Origin of the sequence: Janthinobacterium sp. SUN176 (assembly GCF_030587335.1) — a bacterium.
In the GTDB taxonomy this organism is placed as follows: Bacteria; Pseudomonadota; Gammaproteobacteria; order Burkholderiales; family Burkholderiaceae_D; genus Janthinobacterium; species Janthinobacterium kumbetense.
In genome coordinates this window covers 3,939,521-3,960,270 of sequence record NZ_JAPWIA010000001.1, presented here as the reverse complement: position 1 = coordinate 3,960,270, position 20,750 = coordinate 3,939,521, and the positions used below count along the sequence as shown (strand labels likewise).

Here is a 20,750-nt window from a genome sequence, read left to right as displayed (position 1 = left end):
TGCTTTGATATGGATAAACAGGCAAGTATACCCATTGTGCAACGACATGGAGCGCGCTTGGTGTCAGTGCGCCATCAGCACCGGCAAGGTCATCTGGCGCAGCACGGTTTCCGTCACGCCGCCCAGCAGGATTTCGCGGAAGCGCGCGTGGCCGTAGCCGCCCATCACCAGCAGGTTCGCATGCACTTCGGCGGCCATGGCCAGCAGCGCCGCGCCGATGTCGCCCGTGGCGACGGCCGGGCGCACTTCCACGGGCACGCCATGGCGGCTCAGGTAGGCGGCGATGTCGGCGCCCGGATGGCGCGCCGGCTGCGCGTGGCCGACCGGCGGGTGCAGCAGGGCCAGCACCACCAGGCGCGCCGCGCGCAAGAGGGGCAGGGCGTGGCCGATGGCGCGCGTCGCTTCCATGCTGCCATCCCAGGCCACCACGACCGTGTTGTCCACCTGTGCGAACTGGCCGCTGCGCGGCACGATCAGCACGGGACGGGCCGCGTTCAGCATCACGTAGGGCACCAGGTCGCTCATGGCGCCGGGCAAGGCTTCGCCGGCGTCGTGCTGGCTCAGCACGGTCAGATCGCTGTAGCGGGCGCTGACGGCCATGCCGCCATCCTCATCGTCTTCGATCAGGCGGCGCTCGAGCGAGGCGGCGCCGGCCTGGCGCGCCAGCGTCTCGAACTGGTCCAGCGCCTGTTCCGCCTGCCCATGCAAGGCTGAAATCTGCGCCGCCACGGCGCCGCCGCGCATGCCGCGGTTGTTTTCCAGGGTAAAGCGCGACATGCCCGTCATGGCTGCGCCGATCAGGTGCGCCTGGTGCGCGTGCGCCAGCCGCGCCGCGATGGCGATGCGTTGCGGCGCATGGCGCGACAGGTCGGCGTGGACGAGGATGGATTTGTAAGCCATGTTGTCATTCGGTAGTCAGGATGGCAACAAGGCTAGAACGGCAACACGGGCAAGTCCAGCATTGCCGTGCTGGCCGGGGCTTTTCCTATGCTGGGCTTGATGTAAGTCAAAAAAAGAGAGGCCAGGGCCATCTGCAAGTGCGCAGCCAGGAAAGTGCAAGCTGTTTGATGTGCATCAAAATGCCCGCCCCAGCGCCAGCCATAATGGCATTGAACTCCTGGCCCCTCCAGTGGTCTGCATCGGCGCCGGCGCCATCTGTCCGGCACTTGCTTGTGTGACGCAACAACGCTGGCCGTGGCGGGAGTTCACTCTTCAAGCGGGCGCGTGGTGTTCCGCTTTCTCTGCCCAGCGCAGCCGGATGGCGTCGATGGCGGGCAATTCCCCGACAAACAGGTCGACCAGCCGCGCATCGAAATGGCTGCCTTGTTGCGCTTGCAGATAGCCCACGGCGTCCGACACCGACCACGCGCGCTTGTACGGGCGCACCGAGGTCAGCGCGTCGAAGACGTCGGCCACGGCGACGATGCGCCCCGCCAGCGGGATCGCTTCGCCTGCCAAGCCGTTCGGGTAACCGCTGCCATCCCATTTTTCATGGTGCGACACGGCGATGGCGCGCGCCAGCGCCAGCATGCCGCCTTCCGCATGTTCGCCGATGATGTCGCCGCCGATGCGCGCATGCGTCTGCATGATGCTCCATTCGTCCGCGTCGAGCTTGCCCGGCTTTTGCAGGATGCGGTCGGGGATGCCGATCTTGCCCACGTCGTGCATGGGCGCCGCGTGCAGCAGGTCGTCCGCGGCGGCCTCGTCCATGCCGGCGGCCACGCCCAGCAGGCGTGCGTAATGGCTCATGCGGATCACGTGCAAGCCTGTTTCATTGTCCTTGTATTCGGCCGCCAGGCCCAGGCGCTGGACGATCTGCAGCCGCGTTTCCTTCAATTCATCGATGCGCACCAGCGACAGGTGCGTGCGCACGCGGGCGCGCACGATGGCGGGGCTGAGCGGCTTGGTGATGTAATCGACGGCGCCCGCCTCAAAACCGCTCAGTTCGTCGCGCATGTCGTTCAGGGCCGTGACGAAAATGACGGGAATGGCGGCCGTCAGCGGCGCGGCCTTCAGCTGGCGGCAGGCGTCGTGGCCGCTCATGCCGGGCATCATCACGTCGAGCAGGATCAGGGCCGGGCGCTCCTGCTGCGCCAGTGCCAGCGCCCGCGTGCCATCCTTGGCGAACAGCAGCGCATAGTCGTTCTGCAAGATCTGGCGCAGCAATTGCAAATTGGCCGCCTCATCGTCGACGATGAGAATCACGGGCCTGGCTGGTGCATTCATGGGGACTCCGGGGCGTAGGTGTGCAGCAAGTCGTGCAGCAGCGACTGTGCTTGGGGAAAATCAAAGTCGTCGATGGCATGCAGCAGCGGCGTCAGCTCGTCCGCTTGCGCGCCCATGGCGTGCTGCAACTGGGCTTGCGCCGCGTCATCGAGTTCGCCGCGCCGCAAGGCGCTTAACAGGGCAGTGGCCGCTTGCCGGACGGCAGGTGCGTCGATGGCCGCCGCCGTTGCCGCCGGCAAGACAGGCGGCGCCAGCCGGGCGATGGCGGCCGTTGCCGCCGGCCATTGCGTCAGCAGGGCGCCCAGGATTTCGTCGAGCTGCTGCGCCGTGGCGGGAGCAGCACCGGGACCGGCGCAGCATTGCTCCAGCGCCGCCAGGCTGGCGGCCAGTTGCTCCAGTCCCAGGTTGGCGGCCACGCCGCGCAGTTGGTGGCTGTGCGACAAGAGCGCCGCGTGGTCGCGCGCTTCGATGGCGGCCAGCAGGGCGGGCGGCAGGCGCGGATGCTCGCGTCCGAAACGGGCCAGCGCCGCGCGGTAGGCGCTGTCGTTGCCGGCCCAGCGCTGCAGGGCGCCCGCATGGTGCAGCACCCGTCCGCCAGCGGGCGGCGGTGCGAGGCTATCGTCGGCCGGGTCCGCCGCCAGGCCCAGCACGCGCGCGATTTCCAGCGCCAGCGCCTGCCATTCGACGGGCTTGGTGGCAAAACCGTCCATGCCGGCCGCCCGCGCCGCCTTGCGGTGCGCCTCGAGCACGCTGGCCGTCATGGCGATCACGGGCACGCGCGGGCGTCCGTCGCGCAGGGCGGCGGCACGGATGGCTTGCGTGGCGGCCAGGCCATCCATGTGCGGCATTTGCAAGTCCAGCAGCAGCACGTCGAAGTCATCCTGCTGCGCCAGTTGCAAGGCTTGCGCGCCATCGCCGGCCGTGACCACCGTGTGGCCACGCTTGCCCAGCAGTAAGCTCAGCAGTTCCAGGTTTTGCGGCACGTCGTCGGCGGCCAGCACGCGCAGGGGCGGCAGACGCACGCTGCGCCGTTCGCTGGCGGGCAGCGCCGCCTGGCGCGCCGGCAGCAAGGGCAGCATGACGTGGAACACGCTACCGTGCGGCAAGGCGGCATCGGCCCAGATGCGCCCCTGCATCAGGGTCACCAGCTGCCGGCTGATGGTGGTGCCCAGGCCCGTGCCGCCGAAGCGCCGCGTGGTCGAGGCGTCCGCTTGCACGAACGGGTCAAAAATGGCGTCGCGCCGTTCCGCGGGGATGCCGATGCCGCTGTCCTGCACCAGCAGGTGCAGCTGGCCATCGTCGCGGCGCGCCGCCAGGCTGACGACGCCGCCGGGCGTGAACTTGATGGCGTTGTCGAGCAGGTTGCCCAGCACTTGCCGCATGCGCAATTCGTCGCCATGCAGCAGGGCCGGCAGTTGCGGGTCGTACTGCACCTCCATGCGCAAACCCTTGGCGCGCGCATGGATGCCATACGTGGACGCCAGTTCGTCGACCAGCGCCAGCAGGCTGTAGTCGCGCAATTCCAGCGCCACGGCGCCCTTGTCCAGCTTGGCAGTATCGAGCACTTCGTTGAGCAGGCGCAACAGCGAGCGGCCGGACTGGCGTACGGTATCGAGGTGGCGCCGCTGCTCGGGCGCCAGCGGCGAGTCGAGCAGCACATCGGTAAAACCGAGGATGGAATTCATCGGCGTGCGGATTTCATGGCTCATGTTGGCGACGAAGCTGGCCCGCGTGGCGGCCGCCAGCTCCGCTTTTTCCTTGGCCATGCGCAAGTCTTCCTCCATTTGCCGCCGTTCGCTGATATCGAGGATGACGCCGTCGACCCAGCGTACGGCGCCTGCCGCGTCGTGCACGACGGTGCCCCGCTCCCACAGCCAGCGCGCCGTGCCGTCGGCATGCAGCAGCCGGTATTCGAGCAGGTAGGGCTCGCCGCTGGCGACGCTGCGGTTGAAGACGTCGATGACGTAGGCGCGCTCTTCGCTGGCGATCAGGCCCGTGATGGTGCGGCGCGGCGCGGCGCCGAGAAAGTCGGCGGGCGGATAGCCGGTGACCCCTTCCACGCCGTCGCTGATGAACAGCATGGGCTGGTTTTCCGCCGTGGTGCAGCGAAAGGCGATGCCGGGCAGATTGCCGATCAGCGAGCGCAACTGCTGCTCGCTTTCGCGCAGGGCGGCCAGCATGGCGCGCCGTTCGCTGATGTCCGTAATGAACAGCACATATAAATCCTGGTCGGCCAGGCGCGCGCTGGCCATCGAGCGCTGCACGGCGACCGGGACCCCATCCTTGCGCAGGTAGACGATTTCCTCGCTGGTGTGAACCGCTTCGCCTTCGCCCGTGCGCAGGTAGTGCAGCAGGCCGTTCTGTTCCGACTGGCGCACGTCGCTGACCAGCAGGCTGACGTGGCGGCCGACAATTTCCGCCGCCCGCCAGCCGAGGATGCGCTCGGCGGCGCCGTTGAAGTCGACGATGTCGCCATGCCGGTCGATGGTGATGACGCCGTCGACCGTGCTCGTCAACAGCGACCGTGTCCAGTGTTCGCTCTGGTTCAGGTGGCGAAACAGTTCGCGGTAGCGCAAGATGCCCACGGCCGAGGCGACGAGGATCGTCAGGGCGATGGTCAGCAGGGTCACGCTGATCACCAGCATGGGCCGGTTGGCATCGGCATCATTGCCTGGGGGAATCGTCCCCACGAAGCGGGCGGCCTGCATGCCCATGTAATGCATCCCGGCAATCGCGCAACCCATGACGCCGGCGCTGATCAAGGTGCGCCGCGAGGCAGACACGCGGCCGCTCCAGCCGCGCAGGCCGAAGCGTATCCACAGGGCCACGGTGGCCAGCGCCACGGCAACGACGAGCGACAGCGCGAACAGCAGCGGCTCGTAGCGCAGCGACAGGCCCATGCGCATGGCGTGCATGCCCGTGTAATGCATGGCGCCGATGCCCAGGCCCACCAGCAAGCCGCTCCTGAGCAGCAGCGGCGCCGTGACGGCGCGCCGGCTGATGGTGGCCAGGGCCACGAACGAGGCCGCCACGCTGGGCACGATGGATAGCAAGGTCAGGCCCGGATCGTAGGCGACGCTGGTGCCCAGCTCGAAGGCCAGCATGCCGATGAAATGCATGGCCCACACGCCGCAGCCCAGCGCCAGGCTGCCGGCCAGCAGGCACAGCAAGTGCAAGCGGCGGCTGATGCTCGCCTGCGCGCGGCTGTACGCCGTCATCTGGAAGGCCATCCACGACGTGAAAATGGCGATCACGAGCGACAGCAGCACCAGGCCCGGCGCATGCTGGCCGTGATGCAGCTGGGCCGGATCGGCGGGAAGGTGGAACAGGTGCTGGACGCTGGCAGGTATCATCGTGGGCAGGCAAAGAGAGCGTCGTGGCGCTGAAAACAGGATCGGGGCCGGCCATCGCTGCGGGTGGCCGATGCAAATGACCTTACCAGATTTCTGGAAACAAATATCTTATTTGTAATTATTTTCTCTGTCGTGCAAGCCGTGCGCAGGCGGAAAAGTGGGGCGTATGCCTCGCCGGACCAAGGGAATGGCGGTGCTGGCGAAGAAGTTTCCATCAGGAATTGTGTGGTTTTTTTGCAAAGTGCGACGCCTTGCCTTGTGTCATGCTACATTCGCGTCCTGCTTTTTTCTGAAAGGATGACGATGCCTTTAGGTAACAACTTCTTGCGGCATAATCAGCAAGCCTGGGATGCCCAGGCGGCCCGGAACAGTCCCTGGTCGCAGCCCGTCGACAGCGCCACCATCGCGGCGGCGCGCGCCGGACAGTGGCTCATCCACCTGACGCCCGGCCCCTTGCCGGCCGGCTGGCTGGATGACGTGCGTGGCATGCGCATCCTGTGCCTGGCCGGCGCCGGCGGGCAACAGGCGCCCGTGCTGGCGGCCGCCGGCGCGCACGTGACCGTCTTTGATCTGTCTGAGCAGCAACTGGCGCAAGACCGCATGGTGGCCGAGCGCGACGGCTTGCAACTGGCCACCGTGCAGGGCGACATGCGCGACCTGGCCTGCTTCGCTGACGCCAGTTTCGATGTCATCGTCCATCCCGTGTCGAACCAGTACGTGCCCGATATCGCCTCCGTGTGGCGCGAATGCGCGCGCGTGCTGGCGGACGGTGGCGTGCTGTTGAGCAGTTTCTTCAACCCGGCCGTGTTCATCGGCGACCGCGACCCGCAATGGGCGAAGCAGGGCATGATACGGCCCCGTTTCGTGCTGCCGTACTCGGACGTGGCGGATATGGATGCCGCTGCGCTGGCGGCGCGCATGGAAAGGGGCGAGGCACTGATCTTTGGCCACGGCCTGGACAGCCAGATCGGCGGCCAGCTGGCGGCGGGCTTCGTGCTGGCGGGTTACCACGAGGAAATGCATCCCCACCCGCGCTTTGAAATTGAAAAATACCTGCCCAGCTTTATCGCCACGCGCGCCGTCAGGCTGGCGCGCGCGGGATAGCTTTTAGTTGTAGGGCTGCAAGTCCAGCCAGACGGCATACGACAGGCGCTTGCCATTCCACAGTCCGCCGCCGCGGATGACGGCGTCGCACGAGGTCAGCTGGCCCACCAGGTCCATGCGGCCCAGGTTGCGGCGCAGGCGCAGCGCGTCGTTGTGCGACAGGTAGCCGACCAGCTGGCCGTCGATGAAGACGGCGATGGCCTTGTCCTGGAACGGGTTGGCGTCGTCGCAGACGAGCAGGGCCAGGCATTTCTCTTCCGCATTGCCGGGACCATGCTCGCCGGCCAGTCTGGCGATGGCGGGCTGGTACATCGATTCGTTTTCCACTTCCGACGCAAAGCGCCCCTCATCGGTCCAGTGATGCGCGGGTGCGCCCGCAGGAATCGCCGGCACGTACTGGCGCACCGACATGAGCGGCTTGTGCAGCGGTTTGGCGGGCGTGCGGCCGCTGAAGACGTAGTACAGCAGGGCGATGACGATCACGATGGCAAGCAGGTAAAGCATGGTATCTCTCTGATTTCTGAAGGGGAAGCCGGTGGCGCAGGCGCGTTGCGCGGCGTTGCCGCTACTATAGCAAGTTCGCCGCCCGGTCCCGGGTAAATCTGGCCATCAGGCGGCGCCGCCGGCGCAGCGCTAGCGGGTCGATCAGCACGATGGGCGAGGCGCCCGTCAGCCCCGAATAATACTGGCCGTGCTGGCGCAGCACGATGGCATAGTCGCGCCGCGCGTGGCCCTGCGCCAGCATGCGCGCGTCGCAATCGACTTCGATGGCAAAGCGCAGCCGGTGCAGCTGCCACCACAGGGGCACATTCCACGGCATGAGAATAATCAAGGCGTACGCCACGGCCAGCAGCTGCGGGTCGCGCGCGGCCAGCCGGCATTGGGCGTGCGCCAGCAGCAGTGCCTGTTGCTGGGACGAAATCAATCGCAGCCAGACGGGCATCACGATGCGCGGCCGCAGCAGCCCCGCCACGCAGGGGCCGATGCCGCCGCTCAGGAAGACGGGCGTGCCCAGCAAGGTGGCTTTTTGCCAACGGCGCTGGTGCGACAGCAGCCAGACGCTGCGCAGCGCCAGCAGCATCAGCATGCCGCTCGATAGCATGAACCAGCCCAGTTTCAGCTGCGCCTGCTCCGCGGGCATGGCCGCCAGCACGCCGGGCAGCCATGCCAGGGGCACGATGGCGGACGCGGCGATGGCCGCCAGCCACAGCCAGCGTGTCGTGCGCCCGCGCCTTTGCCGCGCGCGCTCGGCGCGCCAGGCGGCGGCGCTCAACAGCAGCGCCAGCGCCATGGTGCACAGCAACCAGACCGGCATCGGGCGCCTAGCGCTTCAGCGCCATGCCGACGGAGGCGGGCGCCGTGTGCTTGAAACCGAACTGCGCGTATAGGTCTTGCGCCTGGCCATCGGCGATCAGGCTGACATACGCGCTTTCCGGCACGTCGCGATCGATGAACTGGCGGATTTCGCGCATGATCAGCTTGCCCAATCCCTTGCCCTGGTGGGCCGGCAGCACGGCGATATCGACGACCTGGAAGAAACAGCCGCCATCGCCGATGATGCGCCCCATGCCCACCACCTCGTCGCCATGCAGCACTTGCACGGCAAACAGGGAATTCGGCAAGCCCCTGGCCGCGGCAGCCGTGGTTTTCGCGCTCAGGCCGGCGGCGACGCGCAGGTGCTGGTAGGTGGCGATGGAAGGGATGGCCAGGCGGGTGGTGTAGGGCGATGCTGCGGTCAAGGCGGTCTCCTGTAGAAATAGTTTGGAGCGGCAATTATAGGCGGCGATGGATTTCCGTGACGGCAGGCTTTATTCATCGCGCGCTATGTCGTCCGTGCCGCTTTTGCGCTATGGTGGCGCCATCCCCATATTTGTTGAAAGCACGCCATGTCCGCAGGATTTACCGCCACCGAGTTGTCCGTCATCAATGAAGACGATGCCCTGATCACCACCCTGGCCGCGCCAGCCGGCAAAGGCGAGCCCGTCTACCTGATGCTGCAGCGCGCCGACGAGTATGACGAGCAGGACGTGGCCATGGGCATGGACGAGCCCTACATCGAATATGGCGGCCAGGAATTTGCCTGGTACGGCCACATGCACGCCGTGATTCTGCATCCGAACCGTTTGTCCGTGCAGATGGATGCCGAGGCCGCCATGCAGATGGACGACGACGGCCAGATCGACGTGCGTTTCAACTTGACGCCCGAGCGCTACGCCCAGCTGCAGCAGGCGCTGCGCACCACGTTCGAGGGCTGCGACTACTATCGCGAAGAACGTTGATCTGCGCGGACGCCGCCGGCCATGATGTCGGGTATGCTGGATAGAGGATATGGACTGGGGAGTGGACGATGACGGTGCTGATACTCGGTTTGCTGCTGTTCCTGGGCTTGCACTCGGTGCGCATCGTCGCTGACGGCTGGCGCAGCGCCCAGCTGGCGCGCCTCGGCGAAAAGCGCTGGAAGGGCCTGTATTCGCTCGTGGCGTTCGTCGGGCTGGGCCTGATCATCTGGGGCTACGCCCTGGCGCGCCAGCAGCCGCAAGTGCTGTGGTCGCCGCCCATGGGCTTGCGCCACATCAGTGCCCTGCTGATGCTGTTCTCGCTGATTTTATTGGCGGCGGCCAATGTGCCGCGCAACCATATCAAGACCCTGGTGCACCACCCCATGTTGCTGGGCACGCAATTCTGGGCCGTCGCGCATCTGCTGGCCAACGGCAATGTGGCCGATGTGCTGCTGTTCGGCGGCTTTCTCGTCTGGTCGTCAATCGATCTGTATTCCGCCGTGCAACGCGACCGCGCGGCCGGCGTGGCGTACGAGGGCGGCACCATGGCAGGCACCCTGATCGCGGTCGGCGCGGGCTGTGCGCTGTGGCTGCTGCTGGCGTTCTGGCTGCACGGCGTGCTGTTTGGCGTACGGCCGTTTGGATAGCCGGACGGGCGCAAACGCAATTTCGGCGTTTCAGCATTATCGATACGGGGTGGGCGGCGGTGAAGGCGGGCCTGGAGGGCAGGCTGCGGTGTTAGGGGATTTTTGGCCGGATGGAAGAGCGGCCGCTGGCGTCCAGCATAGCGCGTAACAGCTGGTCGCCCAGGCGGTTTGAGAAGTGCGTCTCATCCCAAAACATGGGCATGGAAGGAGAGGAATTGTCAGAATGATCACTTTCACCGTTGCGCAGCTCATAGTCAAGCAAAGGCACATGGAATTGCGATGCGAGCAAGGTGACCTCCCTTTTCCACTGCGCGGCTTGAGGCACGAGTCCGGCCTGGCGGATACGTGTTTGCCATTTTTCGCTAACAGGCAAAATCAGCAAAATAACTTCTATCTGCCTGGTTTGCGCGAGATGGAAGATGGCCGTCAAATCCCTGATATCGGCGGCATTGTTTGCATGATTTTGACAAGCGCTTGCAATCGTCTTGAAGAGCTGCTTAAAGCGCGACTCATGTGCTTGCGCTCCCCCTGCACGTGTCGCCCCTTTTGCCTGATCGTCATAGTAACGTCCTTGTTTGTCAAAATAGCTGTCGAAGGAGCGCGGAGGGAACAGATTTATTTTCAGCGTTCTTAGGCTGTATATGACGGCATTCTCGGGCGACAGATAATGAAACGGCAAGTCGAGCTCATTTTTTGTCACCGCATTTTCATTTTTCGTTTCGCAGGCATTGGATGTGAGGTAATTGACTTCCAAATACAGCCTTCGAATGCGTGCCTCTTGGCTCAGGGTGAAAAACAGATCCCTGGCTGTTGATAGCGGCAGGGCATCGATGCCAGCCACTTGAACGTTGCCGCCGTATAAGCTGGAGGCGAGTGTTTCGTTGAAACCACGCCGTACCCGGGAAGAACCAAGAATCAGCACGTCAGGCGGGTTCAGCGTGCTGCGCAATACAGCCGCGCTTGCCTGGCTACTGTTAGGAATCTCCAGTCTGATGGTATTGATCTTATGGCTCGGCTGGTGCCGCCAGATGGCATAGGGATCGACGATAAAAACGAGTCCGGCAACAAGGAGCGCGAATCCGAGCGTAATGAAAAAAACGCAGGCGAAAAAGCGCGCGATGGGGATGTCTTGATTAAAACCCTGCATATTTGAACTCTTTGACAGCGGACAAATTGATGAGCGCCAGGCACAGCGCGACGGCGACTGCTACCGCCCACGCCAGGCTGGGTTTCCAGGCCAGCGAGCTGGTCGTGGACTTTTTCAGCTGCACGCTCCAGGCGGGGAGCTCTTTCGCCATCAGGTCGATCAGGGAAGGGGCGAACCAGTTAAATGCCACGGCGGCGAGGATGGCGGTGATGCCGAAAAAACCTCCAGGCCAGGCGCTTGCCTGCCCGGCACCCAGCAAGCCGAGCATGACGTGCCGGGCCTCCTGCCAGTCGGGCGTGGCCCACAGGCTGACGGAAAAGCCGATGGCCGCCAGCGTGAAGGCCCTGCCGGCCCAGTGCTGCAGCTTGCCGCCTTTGCGCGACACCAGATTCCAGCGCCGCAAGGCGTGGTTGCCGGTGACGAGCAGCCCTTGATAAATGCCAAAGATCAGCAGCGGAATGGTGGCGCCATGCCAGATGGCGACAGCCATCATCACCACGAACAGGGCTGCGTAATGCCGCCATACCTGGCGTTTCCTGGTCAGGGGCCGATACAGGTAGTCGCGCATGAAGGCCCCCAGGGTCACATGCCAGCGGGTCCAGAATTCGACCGGGCTGGACGACTTGAACGGTGCATGGAAATTGACGGGCAAGTGGATGCCGAACATGCGGCTGATGCCCATGGCCATTTCCGAATAGCCGCAAAAATCATAGTACGTTTCAAACAGGAAACCCAGGCAGGCGATCCAGGTCTCGACGAGGCCGATGGGGTCGCCTTGTCCCGCGCGCAGGAAAACGTCGCCTTGCGCGTACAGGAAAATGGGGGAAATGCAGGATTTCTTGAACAGGCCCATGGCAAACAGGGTGAGGCCGACGGCATAGTCGCGCGGCGCCGGATGCAAGGCCGACGACGTGCCCGGCGCGCCAAGGAATTGCGGCAGCATGTCCTTGTGCGACAGCAGGGGGCCGGCAGGCAAGTGGGGAAACCAGGCCACGAAGAGCGCGTATTCGAGCGGATTGGTGCTGCGGGCCTGTCCCCGCGCCGTATCGACCAGGAAGGCGATTTGCGTAAACGTGAAGTACGAGATGCCCAGCGGTAAGGCTGGGATCGCCATCCCGGGCACGACAAAGAATTTCGCATACTTGTACGCGGCAAGAAAACATAAATTTCCCGCAATGGCCAGCGCCAGGTAGCGGGTTTTCCCGCGGTTCCTGCCTATCAGGCCGGCGAGCAGCCAGTTGGCGCCCATCGACGCACAAAACAGCAGCAGGTTGTGCGCATCGTTGAGGTAATAAAAAGCCAGCGAAATCAGCAGCGGCAGCAGCAGCTTGACATGGCTTGTCGACAGCAAGTGGCGATAGCCATACGCGGACAGGGGCAGGAAGGCGAGGGCAAACCAGTACGAGGTAAAACTCATCGTATTACAGGCGTGCCTTGGCCGAGTTGTTGGCGTTCAAAAACAGCTTGGCCCAGATTTCCCGCACTTCCAGCCATTTGGCGAGTTCTTCCGGTTTTCTGACGGCTTCACGGATACGCGACAGATAGGTCGATTGTCCCATCGCATAAGCGCGGCAGTTGCTGCAATCGATATTCGAACTGCAGCACTTGCCCTTGCCCGGTTGATGATCGACATGCACATGCACTTGCTTGGTGACGCGAAAACCGCAGTTCCTGGCGATCTTGGTGACGGGATCGATGTCATACAGCTTGTCGCCCGTGACCCAGTCGTCATAGTGCAGGGAGTATTGCACCGTTTCCGGATAGGCCAGCATGGCGCGCACAATTTCCGCGCGTGCATGGGCAAAGTCGGCTTGCGTCAGGGCCAGGCTTTGCGTGGCACTGCTGATGCGGAAATACGCCTTGTCGTTATCGGCCTTGTTTTCCAGCTTGTCCAGATAGCGGGTGGTGGGACTGAAATAGCTGAAGGTGAGCGGCAAGCCGTGACTGTTGGCAAGCTCTGCCATGATCATGATCTGATTGATATTCAGGGAGGTAATGGTAAACACGCAAACGGCACGCGGGTCGTCGCGGTAATTGTTCATCGCCTTGGTCAGCACGTCGCCGGCGCGCAATGAACTGCCGATTTCATCGACACCCCAGGAAGAGATATGGATGCGATAAAAGATATCGTCGGGCAAGCGTATCGTGCCATTGGTAAACACAATGCCATGCGGGATGTATTTTTGGGCCGCACGCAGCCGGTCGGGCACCAGGCTCGGTTCCGCGCCCGCCATGTAGGCCAGCGTGACGCCACGCGCCGCATCGGCGGCAAACAGGGCATCCCATTCGGCAAGCGAACGGCTGTCTTCGTGTCCTTCGTTTTCCTCGCCTTCGAAGAACAGGCAACCCTCGCAACGCAAATTGCATTTTGACGCCACATCATAGTTGGCCGCCTTGAGGGTTCCCAGCCGCGCATTGAGTTCACGAAAATAGGCGAAGTCATTTTGCTTCGTGGCGGACGCAAGTTCAGAGAGGGAGTTCATAGGCACCGGAAGGTAAGATCGAAAAATTTATGGATATTGAGCATCCTGTACGGCGAGGCATGACGGCAGCTTGCATGCCCAGACGTGAGCCGTAAAGTGGGCGAGGGCCTGAGGCTTTAGTATGCCGCTTGCTCCGGCAAAATGAAATATTGGCTATAAATTAATTTACTTTTGAGCCACATCTTTTTATTGCAATGCAAGATTTTCTTGACAGCATGAAATACTCCATTTTTACCGTTTGCAGGGCGCGCGCGGCCGGTGCTGCGGCGCGTGACTAGCAAGTTGGGTGCGCAGGGTGCGCATTTGACACGGAGGGGGCGGTGAAAGTGTGGAAAATCAGGCGAAAAAAAACCACCCGATCCTGAGAATGAGTGGTTGTTTTCTGGTACTGCAATGTCTGGTGGTGCCGGGAGCCGGAATCGAACCGGCACGCTGTTTCCAGCGCGGGATTTTGAGTCCCGTGCGTCTACCTATTCCGCCATCCCGGCAACGCGAGACGCATTATCACTGATTTATCGCGATACGGCAAGTTTTTCGCTTGGCAAACGGTTTAGCCCATTAATCGGGCGCTGCCCTTGCATGAAAAACGCCGTCCCGGGCGCGAACCGGGGACGGCGTGGTCAGGCTGCGGCGATGCTGGAATCAGTTATGCACGGAGTTCAGCTGGCGCGCGATGATGTCGTGGTTGAGCCAGACGACGGGCGCTTGCGGCTCCGACATGGCGTGGAACATCAGCGGGCCCGTGCCTTCCAGGACCAGCGAGCTCAGGTGGTCGGTGATCAGTTCCTTGCGGTCTTTGTGCAGCTTGGTGATGTCGTCCGAAGTACCGATCATGACGTCGGCCAGCTCTGGCGTGTTGTCCATCGGCCAGGCGGCGAAGTTGCGGAACTGCACGCTGGTGGCGTCGCCGTTGTAGGCGGCGATACGGTCGAGCAAGTCTTGCAGCGAAACGCCGTCTTCCAGCAAGCCCTGGCAGATTTTCCATTGCTCTTCGGCCCAGGCTGCGCCGCCTTCTTTTTTCAGCGCGTCGAGCAGGGGGAACAGCGACAGTTCCACGCCGACGAAAATGTCGGACGAATTCGTGCGGATTTCCGGGCAATTGAAGACGGTCGCCTTGATGCCTTTTTCCCACGCGGCCTTGGCCACGTTTTCCAGGCGCATCTTGGCCAGGCCTTGCGTGTAGTTGCTGTACGTTTGCCACTGGTACTTGCCGTCGATCAAGATCTCCGTGCCGTGGTAGCCGTAGGCGCTGTAGCGCACCTGGCCGCCTGCTTGCTCGATGCGGGCGCGGATGGCGGCGCTGCCGTCGATCAGGTGCTGCAGGGTGTTGGCCGTGACTTCGTCGAAGTTCATCAGGATCAGCTTGCCCAGGTCGCTGTCGAGCAGGGCGCGCGAGGACATGAAGCGCTCGCCGCGGCCTTTGTAGATGCGGTTGGCGATGGCCAGGAAGACTTTGACTTTCGGAATGCCGCCAGCCATGGTGTGGGCGAAATACACATTGCTGCCGTCAGGAATCAGGCTGTCCAGCTCGGCCATGGCTTTCGCCACGGAAGCGCTGAAGCGGGCGATGCCGGCTTCGCGGCAGCGTTCGATCTGTGCCCAGTCCAGCTTGTCTTCTTGCCAGCTTTTCAGGGTCATGTCGGCCAGCAGGGCCGTCGGGGTCGGTTCGCCGGCAGGCGCGTCCAGGTCGAAACCGGCCATCAGCGGCACATTGATGATGCGGCCACCCAGGTTGGCTTCGGCTTCGGCCAGCTCTTCCGCGTTCAGCGGGCGCAGCGCCATGTTTTCATCGCGGCGGCCCACCGTCATGCCGACGATATTCATGCCCGCCTTGCGCGCTTCGTCCAGCAAGCCATTCACATAGCCGCGGCCGAACAGCTCGCCGAACAGCACAAAGGTGTCGCCCTTGCGGAAGATATTTTTTTGCGGGATGTCTCTTAAGGACGTGATCTCGGTCATGGTATCAATTCATTCAAAAATTAGCGGGGCAGACGGCTAAACGCGCTGCCCGCTGGTTCAACATAGTGTGAAATTATGCGCCATTTCAGCGTGGAAAATCCTGTTGCGAACGATTCTCGTCTGGAATGGCATCTTCTTCTTCGTGCAGTTCTTATTCTTTCGCCATGGCGTATTTTACGCTGCCGCGGCGCACAGCGCCTGTTGGGCAGGGGCAGATAAGCCCGGCAGGCGCCGATATTACCTCAGCTTTGTCATGCTGGTCAGTAAAATTGATCTAAAACAAATCCTGCTGCCCGGACACGAGGCGCGAAAAATCATCGCCCAGGAAGGGCAATATCGCGTCGGCCACCGGTTGCAGCTGGCGCGTCAGGTAATGGTGGTAGTCGATGGGCGAGCGCTGCGTTTCCAGCGGTTCCGGCCCCGCCACCGTGATGACATAGCTGATCCAGCCGCCGTTCTGGTACTGCAGCGGCCGGCCCTGCGCCAGGTTGTAGGCGTCGGCCGTGCGCGCCGCGCGCACGTGGGGCGGTACATTGCGCTGGTAATCGTCGAGCGGGCGGCGCAGGCGCTTGCGGTAGACCAATAAAGCATCGAATTCGCCGCGCACCGTGCGCGCCACGTAGTCGCGCACATAGTCCTGATAGGCGTCGCGCTGGAAGATGCGCAGGTACAAGGCTTGCTGGAATTGCTGCGCCAGCGGCGTCCAGTCGCTGCGCACCGTTTCCAGGCCCTTGTAGACCATTTGCTCGCTGCCGTCGGGCTTGCCCACCAGGCCCGCGTAGCGCTTCTTGCTGCCTTCCTCCGAGCCGCGGATGGTGGGCATCAGGAAACGCCGGTAATGCGTCTCGAACTCCAGTTCCAGCGCATTTTCCAGACCGAATTCCTCGCGCAGATGCTGGTCCCACCACGCATTCACATGCGTCACGAGGGCGCGGCCGATCTTGCCCGCCTCTTCATCCGTATGTGCCGTTTTCAGCCACACGAAGGTGGAATCCGTGTCGCCGTAGATCACCTGATAACCGTGTTCCGTGATCAGTTCCCGCGTGCGGTGCATGATGTCGTGGCCGCGCAGGGTGATCGACGAAGCGAGGCGCGGGTCGAAAAAGCGGCAGCCGCTGGAGCCCAGCACGCCGTAAAACGCGTTCATGATGATTTTCAAGGCTTGCGACAGCGGCGCGTTGCGCTCGCGCTTGGCTATCTCGCGGCCCTGCCACACCTGTTTCACGATGGCGGGCAGGCAATGTTTCACACGCGAAAACTGCGCGCCCCGGTAGCCGGGCACGGTGTCGGCCTCATCGCCGCTGGTGCCCACCACCAGGCCGACGGGGTCGATGAGGAAAGTGCGGATGATGGACGGGTACAGGCTTTTGTAGTCGAGCACGAGCACGGAATCGTACAGGCCCGACTGCGAATCCATGACGAAGCCGCCGGGGCTGTTTTCGCCGGAAATATCGCCCAGGTTGGGCGCCACGTAACCCTGCCGGTGCATCAGCGGCAAGTACAAATGTTCGAAGGCGGCCACGGAGCCGCCGCTGCGGTCGGCCGCCAGGCCCGTCACGCTGGCCCGTTCCAGCAAGAAGGTCAGCAGCTCGGTCTTGGCGAAGATGCGCGTGACCAGCTCGCAATCCTTGAGGTTGTAGCGCGCCAGCGCCGGCTTGTCTTCGCGGAAACGCCGGTCGATCTCGGCCATGCGCTGGTAGGGATTGTCGATGGACTTGCCTTCGCCCAACAAGGTCTGTGCCACGTTTTCCAGGCTGAACGAGGAAAAGTTCCACGTCGCCGATTTTAACGCTTCGATGCCGTCGATGATCAGCCGCCCCGCGGCGGCCGCAAAGTAATGCTCCTGCTTGCCGCCATGTTCGCGCCATTCCATCACGGCGCCGCCCCGTCCCAGCTTCAACGGGACTTGATAACGCTCAGCATGTTGCTTGAGCACGCGCAAGTCGAACTGCACCAGGTTCCAGCCGATGATGGCGTCCGGATCGTGGCGCTCCATCCACGTGTTCAGGCGTTCGAGGATCTGTGCGCGCGAGTCGCAGTATTCGAGGTCGAAGTCGCGTTCCCCGTCGACGCCATTTGGCGGGCCCAGCATGTAGACCTGGCGCTGGCCGCAGCCTTCCAGCGCCAGCGAATACAGCTCGCCATGGGCCGTCGTCTCGATATCGAGCGATACCAGTTTTAATGCGGGACGGTAGCCGGGCGCCGGTTTCAGCTGCACTTCCTGCAGTGTTTCTCCGCTGAATGTCACCGGCGCCGTAATAAAACGCTCCATCAGATAGCGCTCGGGCGGGCGGATGTCGGCTTCATACACATCGATGCCGTGTGCGCGCAGCTGCTTTTCCAGCTTCAGCAAATGCCGGTATTGCTTGCAGTACAATCCCAGCACGGGGCGATGGTGGAAATCGCACAGCGACAGGGGACGCAGCTCCGCATGGCGTTCGCCGCGCAGCAACTGTTGCGCCTGTTCCTGTTGCTCCATGGGAAGGAAGGCGACGGCCGTCTGCACGGGCAGGCGCACGTGGCGGGGCCCGGCATCCGTTGCCAGCCAGAAATCGACCTCCGTGCCGGCGGGCGTGTCGCGCCAGTGGCGGGTCAGGATGAAGCCCTGTTCGGGCGGGTGCTGCGTGTTGCCTGTCATGGTGCCGTGAATGTCGGGTGTGCTGGCCTGCACATTACAGCAAGCCGGTGCAGGGCGGGGGCGGTTGCGGCTATAATTTTTGTAGTCGATGACCATAAGAAGAGCGCGTCGCGCCATTACCCTGGAGACAGCATGCAAGCAATGAGTTATGTACATGGCGCCCACGAGACGCCGTTGATCGGCGAAACGATAGGCGCTTACCTCGATGGCATCGCCGCCCGCTACGGCCAGCACGACGCCCTGATCGTGGCGCACCAGAACGTGCGCTGGACGTATCTGGAATTCCAGCAGCGCGTGCGCCGCCTGGCCGCCGGCTTGCTGAAGCTGGGCTTGCAGCCGGGCGACCGGGTCGGCATCTGGTCGCAGAACTGCGCCGAATGGGTGCTGACGCAGTTTGCCACGGCGAAAGCCGGCTTGATCATGGTCAACATCAACCCCGCCTACCGGCGTTCGGAACTCGAATACGTGCTCGACAAGGTGCAATGCAGCGCGCTGATCCTGTCGCCCAGCTTCAAGTCCAGCGATTACCTGGCCATCGTGCAAGATGTGGTGCCGGAAATCGCCCGTTCGCACGCCGGCGCCCTGCAGTCGCCGCGCTTGCCGCAATTGCGCCACGTCATCCGCCTGGGCGCGGCCGCCACCACCGGCATGCACAGCTTCGACGCCTTGATGGACGGCATTACCGACGGCGACCTGGCGCACCTGGAAGAAGTGAGCGCGACCTTGCAGTTTGACGACGCCGTCAACATTCAGTTCACGTCCGGCACCACGGGCGCGCCGAAGGGCGCCACCTTGACGCACCACAATATCCTGAACAACGGTTTCTTCATCGGCGAAGCCATGCGCCTGACGCAACAGGACCGCTTGTGCATTCCCGTGCCCCTGTACCACTGCTTCGGCATGGTGCTGGGCAACCTGGCCTGCGTCACGCATGGCGCAGCCATGGTGTTTCCCGGCGAAGGTTTCGACCCGAAAGCCGTGCTGGAAACCGTGCAGGCCGAACGCTGCACTGGGCTGCACGGCGTGCCGACCATGTTCATCGCTATCCTCGACCATCCTGATTTCAAGCAATACGATCTGTCGAATTTGCGCACCGGCATCATGGCCGGTTCGCCCTGCCCGATGGAAGTCATGACGCGGGTCATCGAGCTGATGCACATGGCGGAAATCACGATCGCGTATGGCATGACGGAAACGTCGCCCGTCAGTTTCCAGACGGCGATCGAGGATCCGCGCGAAATGCGCGTGTCGTCCATCGGCCGCGTCCATCCGCACCTGGAAGTGAAAATCGTCGATGCGGAAGGGCGCATCGTGCCGCGCGGCGAAAAGGGCGAATTGCTCACGCGCGGCTATTCCGTGATGCAGGGTTACTGGGGCGATCCTGAAAAAACCAGTGAGGCCATCGATGCGGCGCGCTGGATGCACACGGGCGACCTGGCCGTGATCGACGCCAACGGCTTTTGCAGCATCGTCGGCCGTTCGAAGGACATGGTCATCCGCGGCGGCGAAAACATCTATCCGCGCGAAGTCGAGGAATTCCTGTACCGCCACCCCAGCGTGCTCGACGTGCAATGCGTGGGCGTGCCGGATGCCAAGTATGGTGAAGAGTTGTGCGCCTGCATCATCTTGCGTCCGGGAACGCAGGCCACCAGCGACGACATCCGCGCCTTTTGCGATGGGCAGATCGCCTATTACAAGATTCCCCGCTACGTGCGTTTCGTCGAGGAATTCCCCATGACGGTGACGGGCAAGATCCAGAAATACCTGCTGCGCAAGCAGGTGGCGACGGATCTGGGGCTGAGCGGGGACTAAGTCTTTCGCCAGCGCATAAAAAAACACCGGGACGCTCGCGCGGCCCGGTGTTTTTTATGGATTCAGCGTAAAGCTCAGGCCATCGCGGCTTGCGGTGCGCGCGCTGGCGTGCGGCGGCGCACGAAGGCCAGCAAGCCCAGGCCGGCCAGCAGCATGGCGTAGGTGCCTGGTTCCGGCACGGCCGAGACGTTCACCGTGTTGAAGCCGGCGCCGTTCATCGAGACGTGGCCATAATTGATCGAGCTGACCGAATTGGCGACCAGGGTGCCGTTCATGCTGCCCGAACCGGAAAACGCGGCGTTCGGCGCCAGGATGCTGCCGTTGATGCCAACGTTGTTCAGGCTGGTGGTGGTGGCATTGGCGAAGTTCAGCAGCGTGCGGTCGGCGAAGCTGCCGAAATTGTCGAAGCCGCCGCTCATGGTGATGTTGGTGGCGGTGCCGTTGATGATGATGCTGGCCGTGCTTTTCAGCGACGAGACGTCCAGGCTCAGGTTATGCAGGTCGTTTGCATTGATCGTGAAGACGTTGACGTCGGCGTTGATGTCGCCTACCAGCTTGAAGCCGCCGTATTGCGAAATCACGGTGCCGTTCGATTGCAGCTTGGCCACATCGCCCGACAGGGTCGTCAGTTGCTGTTGGGCAGCTGCGAAGTCCAGGGTGGAAGCATTGCCCTTGCTGAAGGTGCCCGTTGGGTACCACGATGGCGCCGTCACGGTGCCGTTGGCATTGCTCACGCCATATACGCCCGTACCGTTGATGCTGCCGCCGCCGATGTTCAGGTTGTTACCGGCGACCAGCGTGTTGGCGGCGCTGCCCGGCTTCTTGTTCGTGCCGACGCTGTAGCCTTCCAGATAGATATTGCCGCCGGCGGCCAGGCTGCCGCTGACGCTGGTAAAGCCGCTGGCGTTGCTGCTGCCGATGTTGCCGAAGATGAAGGCCGAGTAGCCGTTGGCGACGCCGAGGTCAATCACGGTGGCTTGGGCCGAGGCGCTGAAGGAGAAGGCGAACAGGGCGGCGCTGATGAGCGGCAAGGTACGTGTGGCAAATTTTTTCATGGACAGCCTTATGGTGAATTGGGGGACGAATAGGGCGGGAAAGCAAG

16 protein-coding genes and 1 tRNA gene are annotated in these 20,750 nt (G+C 63.1%); 4 read left to right on the top strand and 13 right to left on the bottom strand.

All coding sequences use genetic code 11. The annotated features are described in order from the left end of the window. Window positions 1-63: 63 nt before the first annotated feature. The 3 genes from O3299_RS17875 to O3299_RS17865 all read right to left on the bottom strand — a co-directional run bounded on the left by O3299_RS17875 (window position 64) and on the right by O3299_RS17865 (window position 5,579). Window positions 64-900 (bottom strand): universal stress protein, encoded by an 837-nt coding sequence (locus O3299_RS17875; RefSeq protein WP_305062838.1) that lies wholly within the window; start codon window positions 898-900, stop codon window positions 64-66. Window positions 901-1,212: 312 nt separating this feature from the next. After that, window positions 1,213-2,226 carry a two-component system response regulator gene (locus tag O3299_RS17870; RefSeq protein ID WP_305062837.1) on the bottom strand — a complete coding sequence of 338 codons (1,014 nt, stop codon included), beginning with the start codon at window positions 2,224-2,226 and terminating at the stop codon, window positions 1,213-1,215. Further along, window positions 2,223-5,579 (bottom strand): MHYT domain-containing protein, encoded by a 3,357-nt coding sequence (locus O3299_RS17865; protein WP_305062836.1) that lies wholly within the window; start codon window positions 5,577-5,579, stop codon window positions 2,223-2,225. Before O3299_RS17865 ends, O3299_RS17870 begins: the two co-directional genes overlap by 4 nt. 297 nt (window positions 5,580-5,876) lie before the next feature. Here O3299_RS17865 and O3299_RS17860 point away from each other — a divergent pair, with 297 nt between their 5' ends. Further along, window positions 5,877-6,683, top strand: a complete 807-nt coding sequence (locus O3299_RS17860) for a class I SAM-dependent methyltransferase (protein WP_305062835.1) — start codon at window positions 5,877-5,879, stop codon at window positions 6,681-6,683. A gap of 3 nt (window positions 6,684-6,686) precedes the next feature. Here the strand turns inward: O3299_RS17860 and O3299_RS17855 are convergent, their stop codons facing one another. The 3 genes from O3299_RS17855 to O3299_RS17845 all read right to left on the bottom strand — a co-directional run bounded on the left by O3299_RS17855 (window position 6,687) and on the right by O3299_RS17845 (window position 8,422). Further along, window positions 6,687-7,187 carry a hypothetical protein gene (locus O3299_RS17855; RefSeq protein WP_305062834.1) on the bottom strand — a complete coding sequence of 167 codons (501 nt, stop codon included), beginning with the start codon at window positions 7,185-7,187 and terminating at the stop codon, window positions 6,687-6,689. 64 nt (window positions 7,188-7,251) lie between these two features. Then, the gene (locus O3299_RS17850) at window positions 7,252-7,998 is read right to left on the bottom strand and encodes a M56 family metallopeptidase (RefSeq protein ID WP_305062833.1); all 747 of its coding nucleotides are present in this window, start codon (window positions 7,996-7,998) and stop codon (window positions 7,252-7,254) included. 7 nt (window positions 7,999-8,005) lie between these two features. Continuing rightward, complete coding sequence (locus O3299_RS17845; protein WP_305062832.1) at window positions 8,006-8,422, bottom strand: GNAT family N-acetyltransferase; 417 nt, start codon at window positions 8,420-8,422, stop codon at window positions 8,006-8,008. A gap of 147 nt (window positions 8,423-8,569) precedes the next feature. Here O3299_RS17845 and O3299_RS17840 point away from each other — a divergent pair, with 147 nt between their 5' ends. Together O3299_RS17840 and O3299_RS17835 are read left to right on the top strand one after the other, a co-directional pair. Next, window positions 8,570-8,962, top strand: a complete 393-nt coding sequence (locus O3299_RS17840; protein ID WP_077408640.1) for an Imm10 family immunity protein — start codon at window positions 8,570-8,572, stop codon at window positions 8,960-8,962. A 68-nt stretch (window positions 8,963-9,030) separates the two neighbouring features. Then, entirely contained in the window at window positions 9,031-9,609 is a 579-nt protein-coding gene (locus O3299_RS17835; protein WP_305062831.1) for an NnrU family protein, read from the top strand. A 91-nt stretch (window positions 9,610-9,700) separates the two neighbouring features. On the opposite strand, the gene O3299_RS17830 is transcribed toward O3299_RS17835, so the two are convergent. From O3299_RS17830 to O3299_RS17805, 6 genes are all read right to left on the bottom strand, one after another. Then, entirely contained in the window at window positions 9,701-10,756 is a 1,056-nt protein-coding gene (locus O3299_RS17830; protein ID WP_305062830.1) for a hypothetical protein, read from the bottom strand. Next, on the bottom strand, window positions 10,743-12,173 hold the full coding sequence (locus O3299_RS17825) for an MBOAT family protein (protein ID WP_305062829.1): 1,431 nt from the start codon (window positions 12,171-12,173) through the stop codon (window positions 10,743-10,745). Before O3299_RS17825 ends, O3299_RS17830 begins: the two co-directional genes overlap by 14 nt. Before the next feature lie 4 nt (window positions 12,174-12,177). Continuing rightward, a complete protein-coding gene (locus tag O3299_RS17820; RefSeq protein ID WP_305054103.1) occupies window positions 12,178-13,239 on the bottom strand; it encodes a radical SAM protein in 1,062 nt (353 codons plus the stop codon). Between the two features lie 401 nt (window positions 13,240-13,640). Continuing rightward, a tRNA-Leu gene (locus O3299_RS17815) sits at window positions 13,641-13,727 on the bottom strand. 154 nt (window positions 13,728-13,881) lie between these two features. Further along, window positions 13,882-15,198, bottom strand: a complete 1,317-nt coding sequence (locus O3299_RS17810) for a hypothetical protein (RefSeq protein WP_077408635.1) — start codon at window positions 15,196-15,198, stop codon at window positions 13,882-13,884. A gap of 274 nt (window positions 15,199-15,472) precedes the next feature. Then, the gene (locus tag O3299_RS17805; RefSeq protein ID WP_305062828.1) at window positions 15,473-17,836 is read right to left on the bottom strand and encodes a DNA polymerase II; all 2,364 of its coding nucleotides are present in this window, start codon (window positions 17,834-17,836) and stop codon (window positions 15,473-15,475) included. 132 nt (window positions 17,837-17,968) lie between these two features. On the opposite strand from O3299_RS17805, the gene O3299_RS17800 reads away from it, so the two are divergent. Next, entirely contained in the window at window positions 17,969-19,648 is a 1,680-nt protein-coding gene (locus O3299_RS17800) for an AMP-binding protein (protein ID WP_305062827.1), read from the top strand. Between the two features lie 74 nt (window positions 19,649-19,722). Here O3299_RS17800 and O3299_RS17795 read toward each other — a convergent pair whose 3' ends face one another. Further along, window positions 19,723-20,703, bottom strand: coding sequence for a choice-of-anchor A family protein (locus O3299_RS17795; protein WP_099666403.1), 981 nt, complete (start codon window positions 20,701-20,703; stop codon window positions 19,723-19,725). Window positions 20,704-20,750 lie beyond the last annotated feature (47 nt).

Coding starts and splice junctions, on each gene's coding strand:
- O3299_RS17875 (WP_305062838.1), bottom strand. CDS start 900: ATGGCTTACAAATCCATCCTCGTCCACGCCGACCTGTCGCGCCATGCG.
- O3299_RS17870 (WP_305062837.1), bottom strand. CDS start 2,226: ATGAATGCACCAGCCAGGCCCGTGATTCTCATCGTCGACGATGAGGCG.
- O3299_RS17865 (WP_305062836.1), bottom strand. CDS start 5,579: ATGATACCTGCCAGCGTCCAGCACCTGTTCCACCTTCCCGCCGATCCG.
- O3299_RS17860 (WP_305062835.1), top strand. CDS start 5,877: ATGACGATGCCTTTAGGTAACAACTTCTTGCGGCATAATCAGCAAGCC.
- O3299_RS17855 (WP_305062834.1), bottom strand. CDS start 7,187: ATGCTTTACCTGCTTGCCATCGTGATCGTCATCGCCCTGCTGTACTAC.
- O3299_RS17850 (WP_305062833.1), bottom strand. CDS start 7,998: ATGCCGGTCTGGTTGCTGTGCACCATGGCGCTGGCGCTGCTGTTGAGC.
- O3299_RS17840 (WP_077408640.1), top strand. CDS start 8,570: ATGTCCGCAGGATTTACCGCCACCGAGTTGTCCGTCATCAATGAAGAC.
- O3299_RS17835 (WP_305062831.1), top strand. CDS start 9,031: ATGACGGTGCTGATACTCGGTTTGCTGCTGTTCCTGGGCTTGCACTCG.
- O3299_RS17830 (WP_305062830.1), bottom strand. CDS start 10,756: ATGCAGGGTTTTAATCAAGACATCCCCATCGCGCGCTTTTTCGCCTGC.
- O3299_RS17825 (WP_305062829.1), bottom strand. CDS start 12,173: ATGAGTTTTACCTCGTACTGGTTTGCCCTCGCCTTCCTGCCCCTGTCC.
- O3299_RS17820 (WP_305054103.1), bottom strand. CDS start 13,239: ATGAACTCCCTCTCTGAACTTGCGTCCGCCACGAAGCAAAATGACTTC.
- O3299_RS17810 (WP_077408635.1), bottom strand. CDS start 15,198: ATGACCGAGATCACGTCCTTAAGAGACATCCCGCAAAAAAATATCTTC.
- O3299_RS17805 (WP_305062828.1), bottom strand. CDS start 17,836: ATGACAGGCAACACGCAGCACCCGCCCGAACAGGGCTTCATCCTGACC.
- O3299_RS17800 (WP_305062827.1), top strand. CDS start 17,969: ATGCAAGCAATGAGTTATGTACATGGCGCCCACGAGACGCCGTTGATC.
- O3299_RS17795 (WP_099666403.1), bottom strand. CDS start 20,703: ATGAAAAAATTTGCCACACGTACCTTGCCGCTCATCAGCGCCGCCCTG.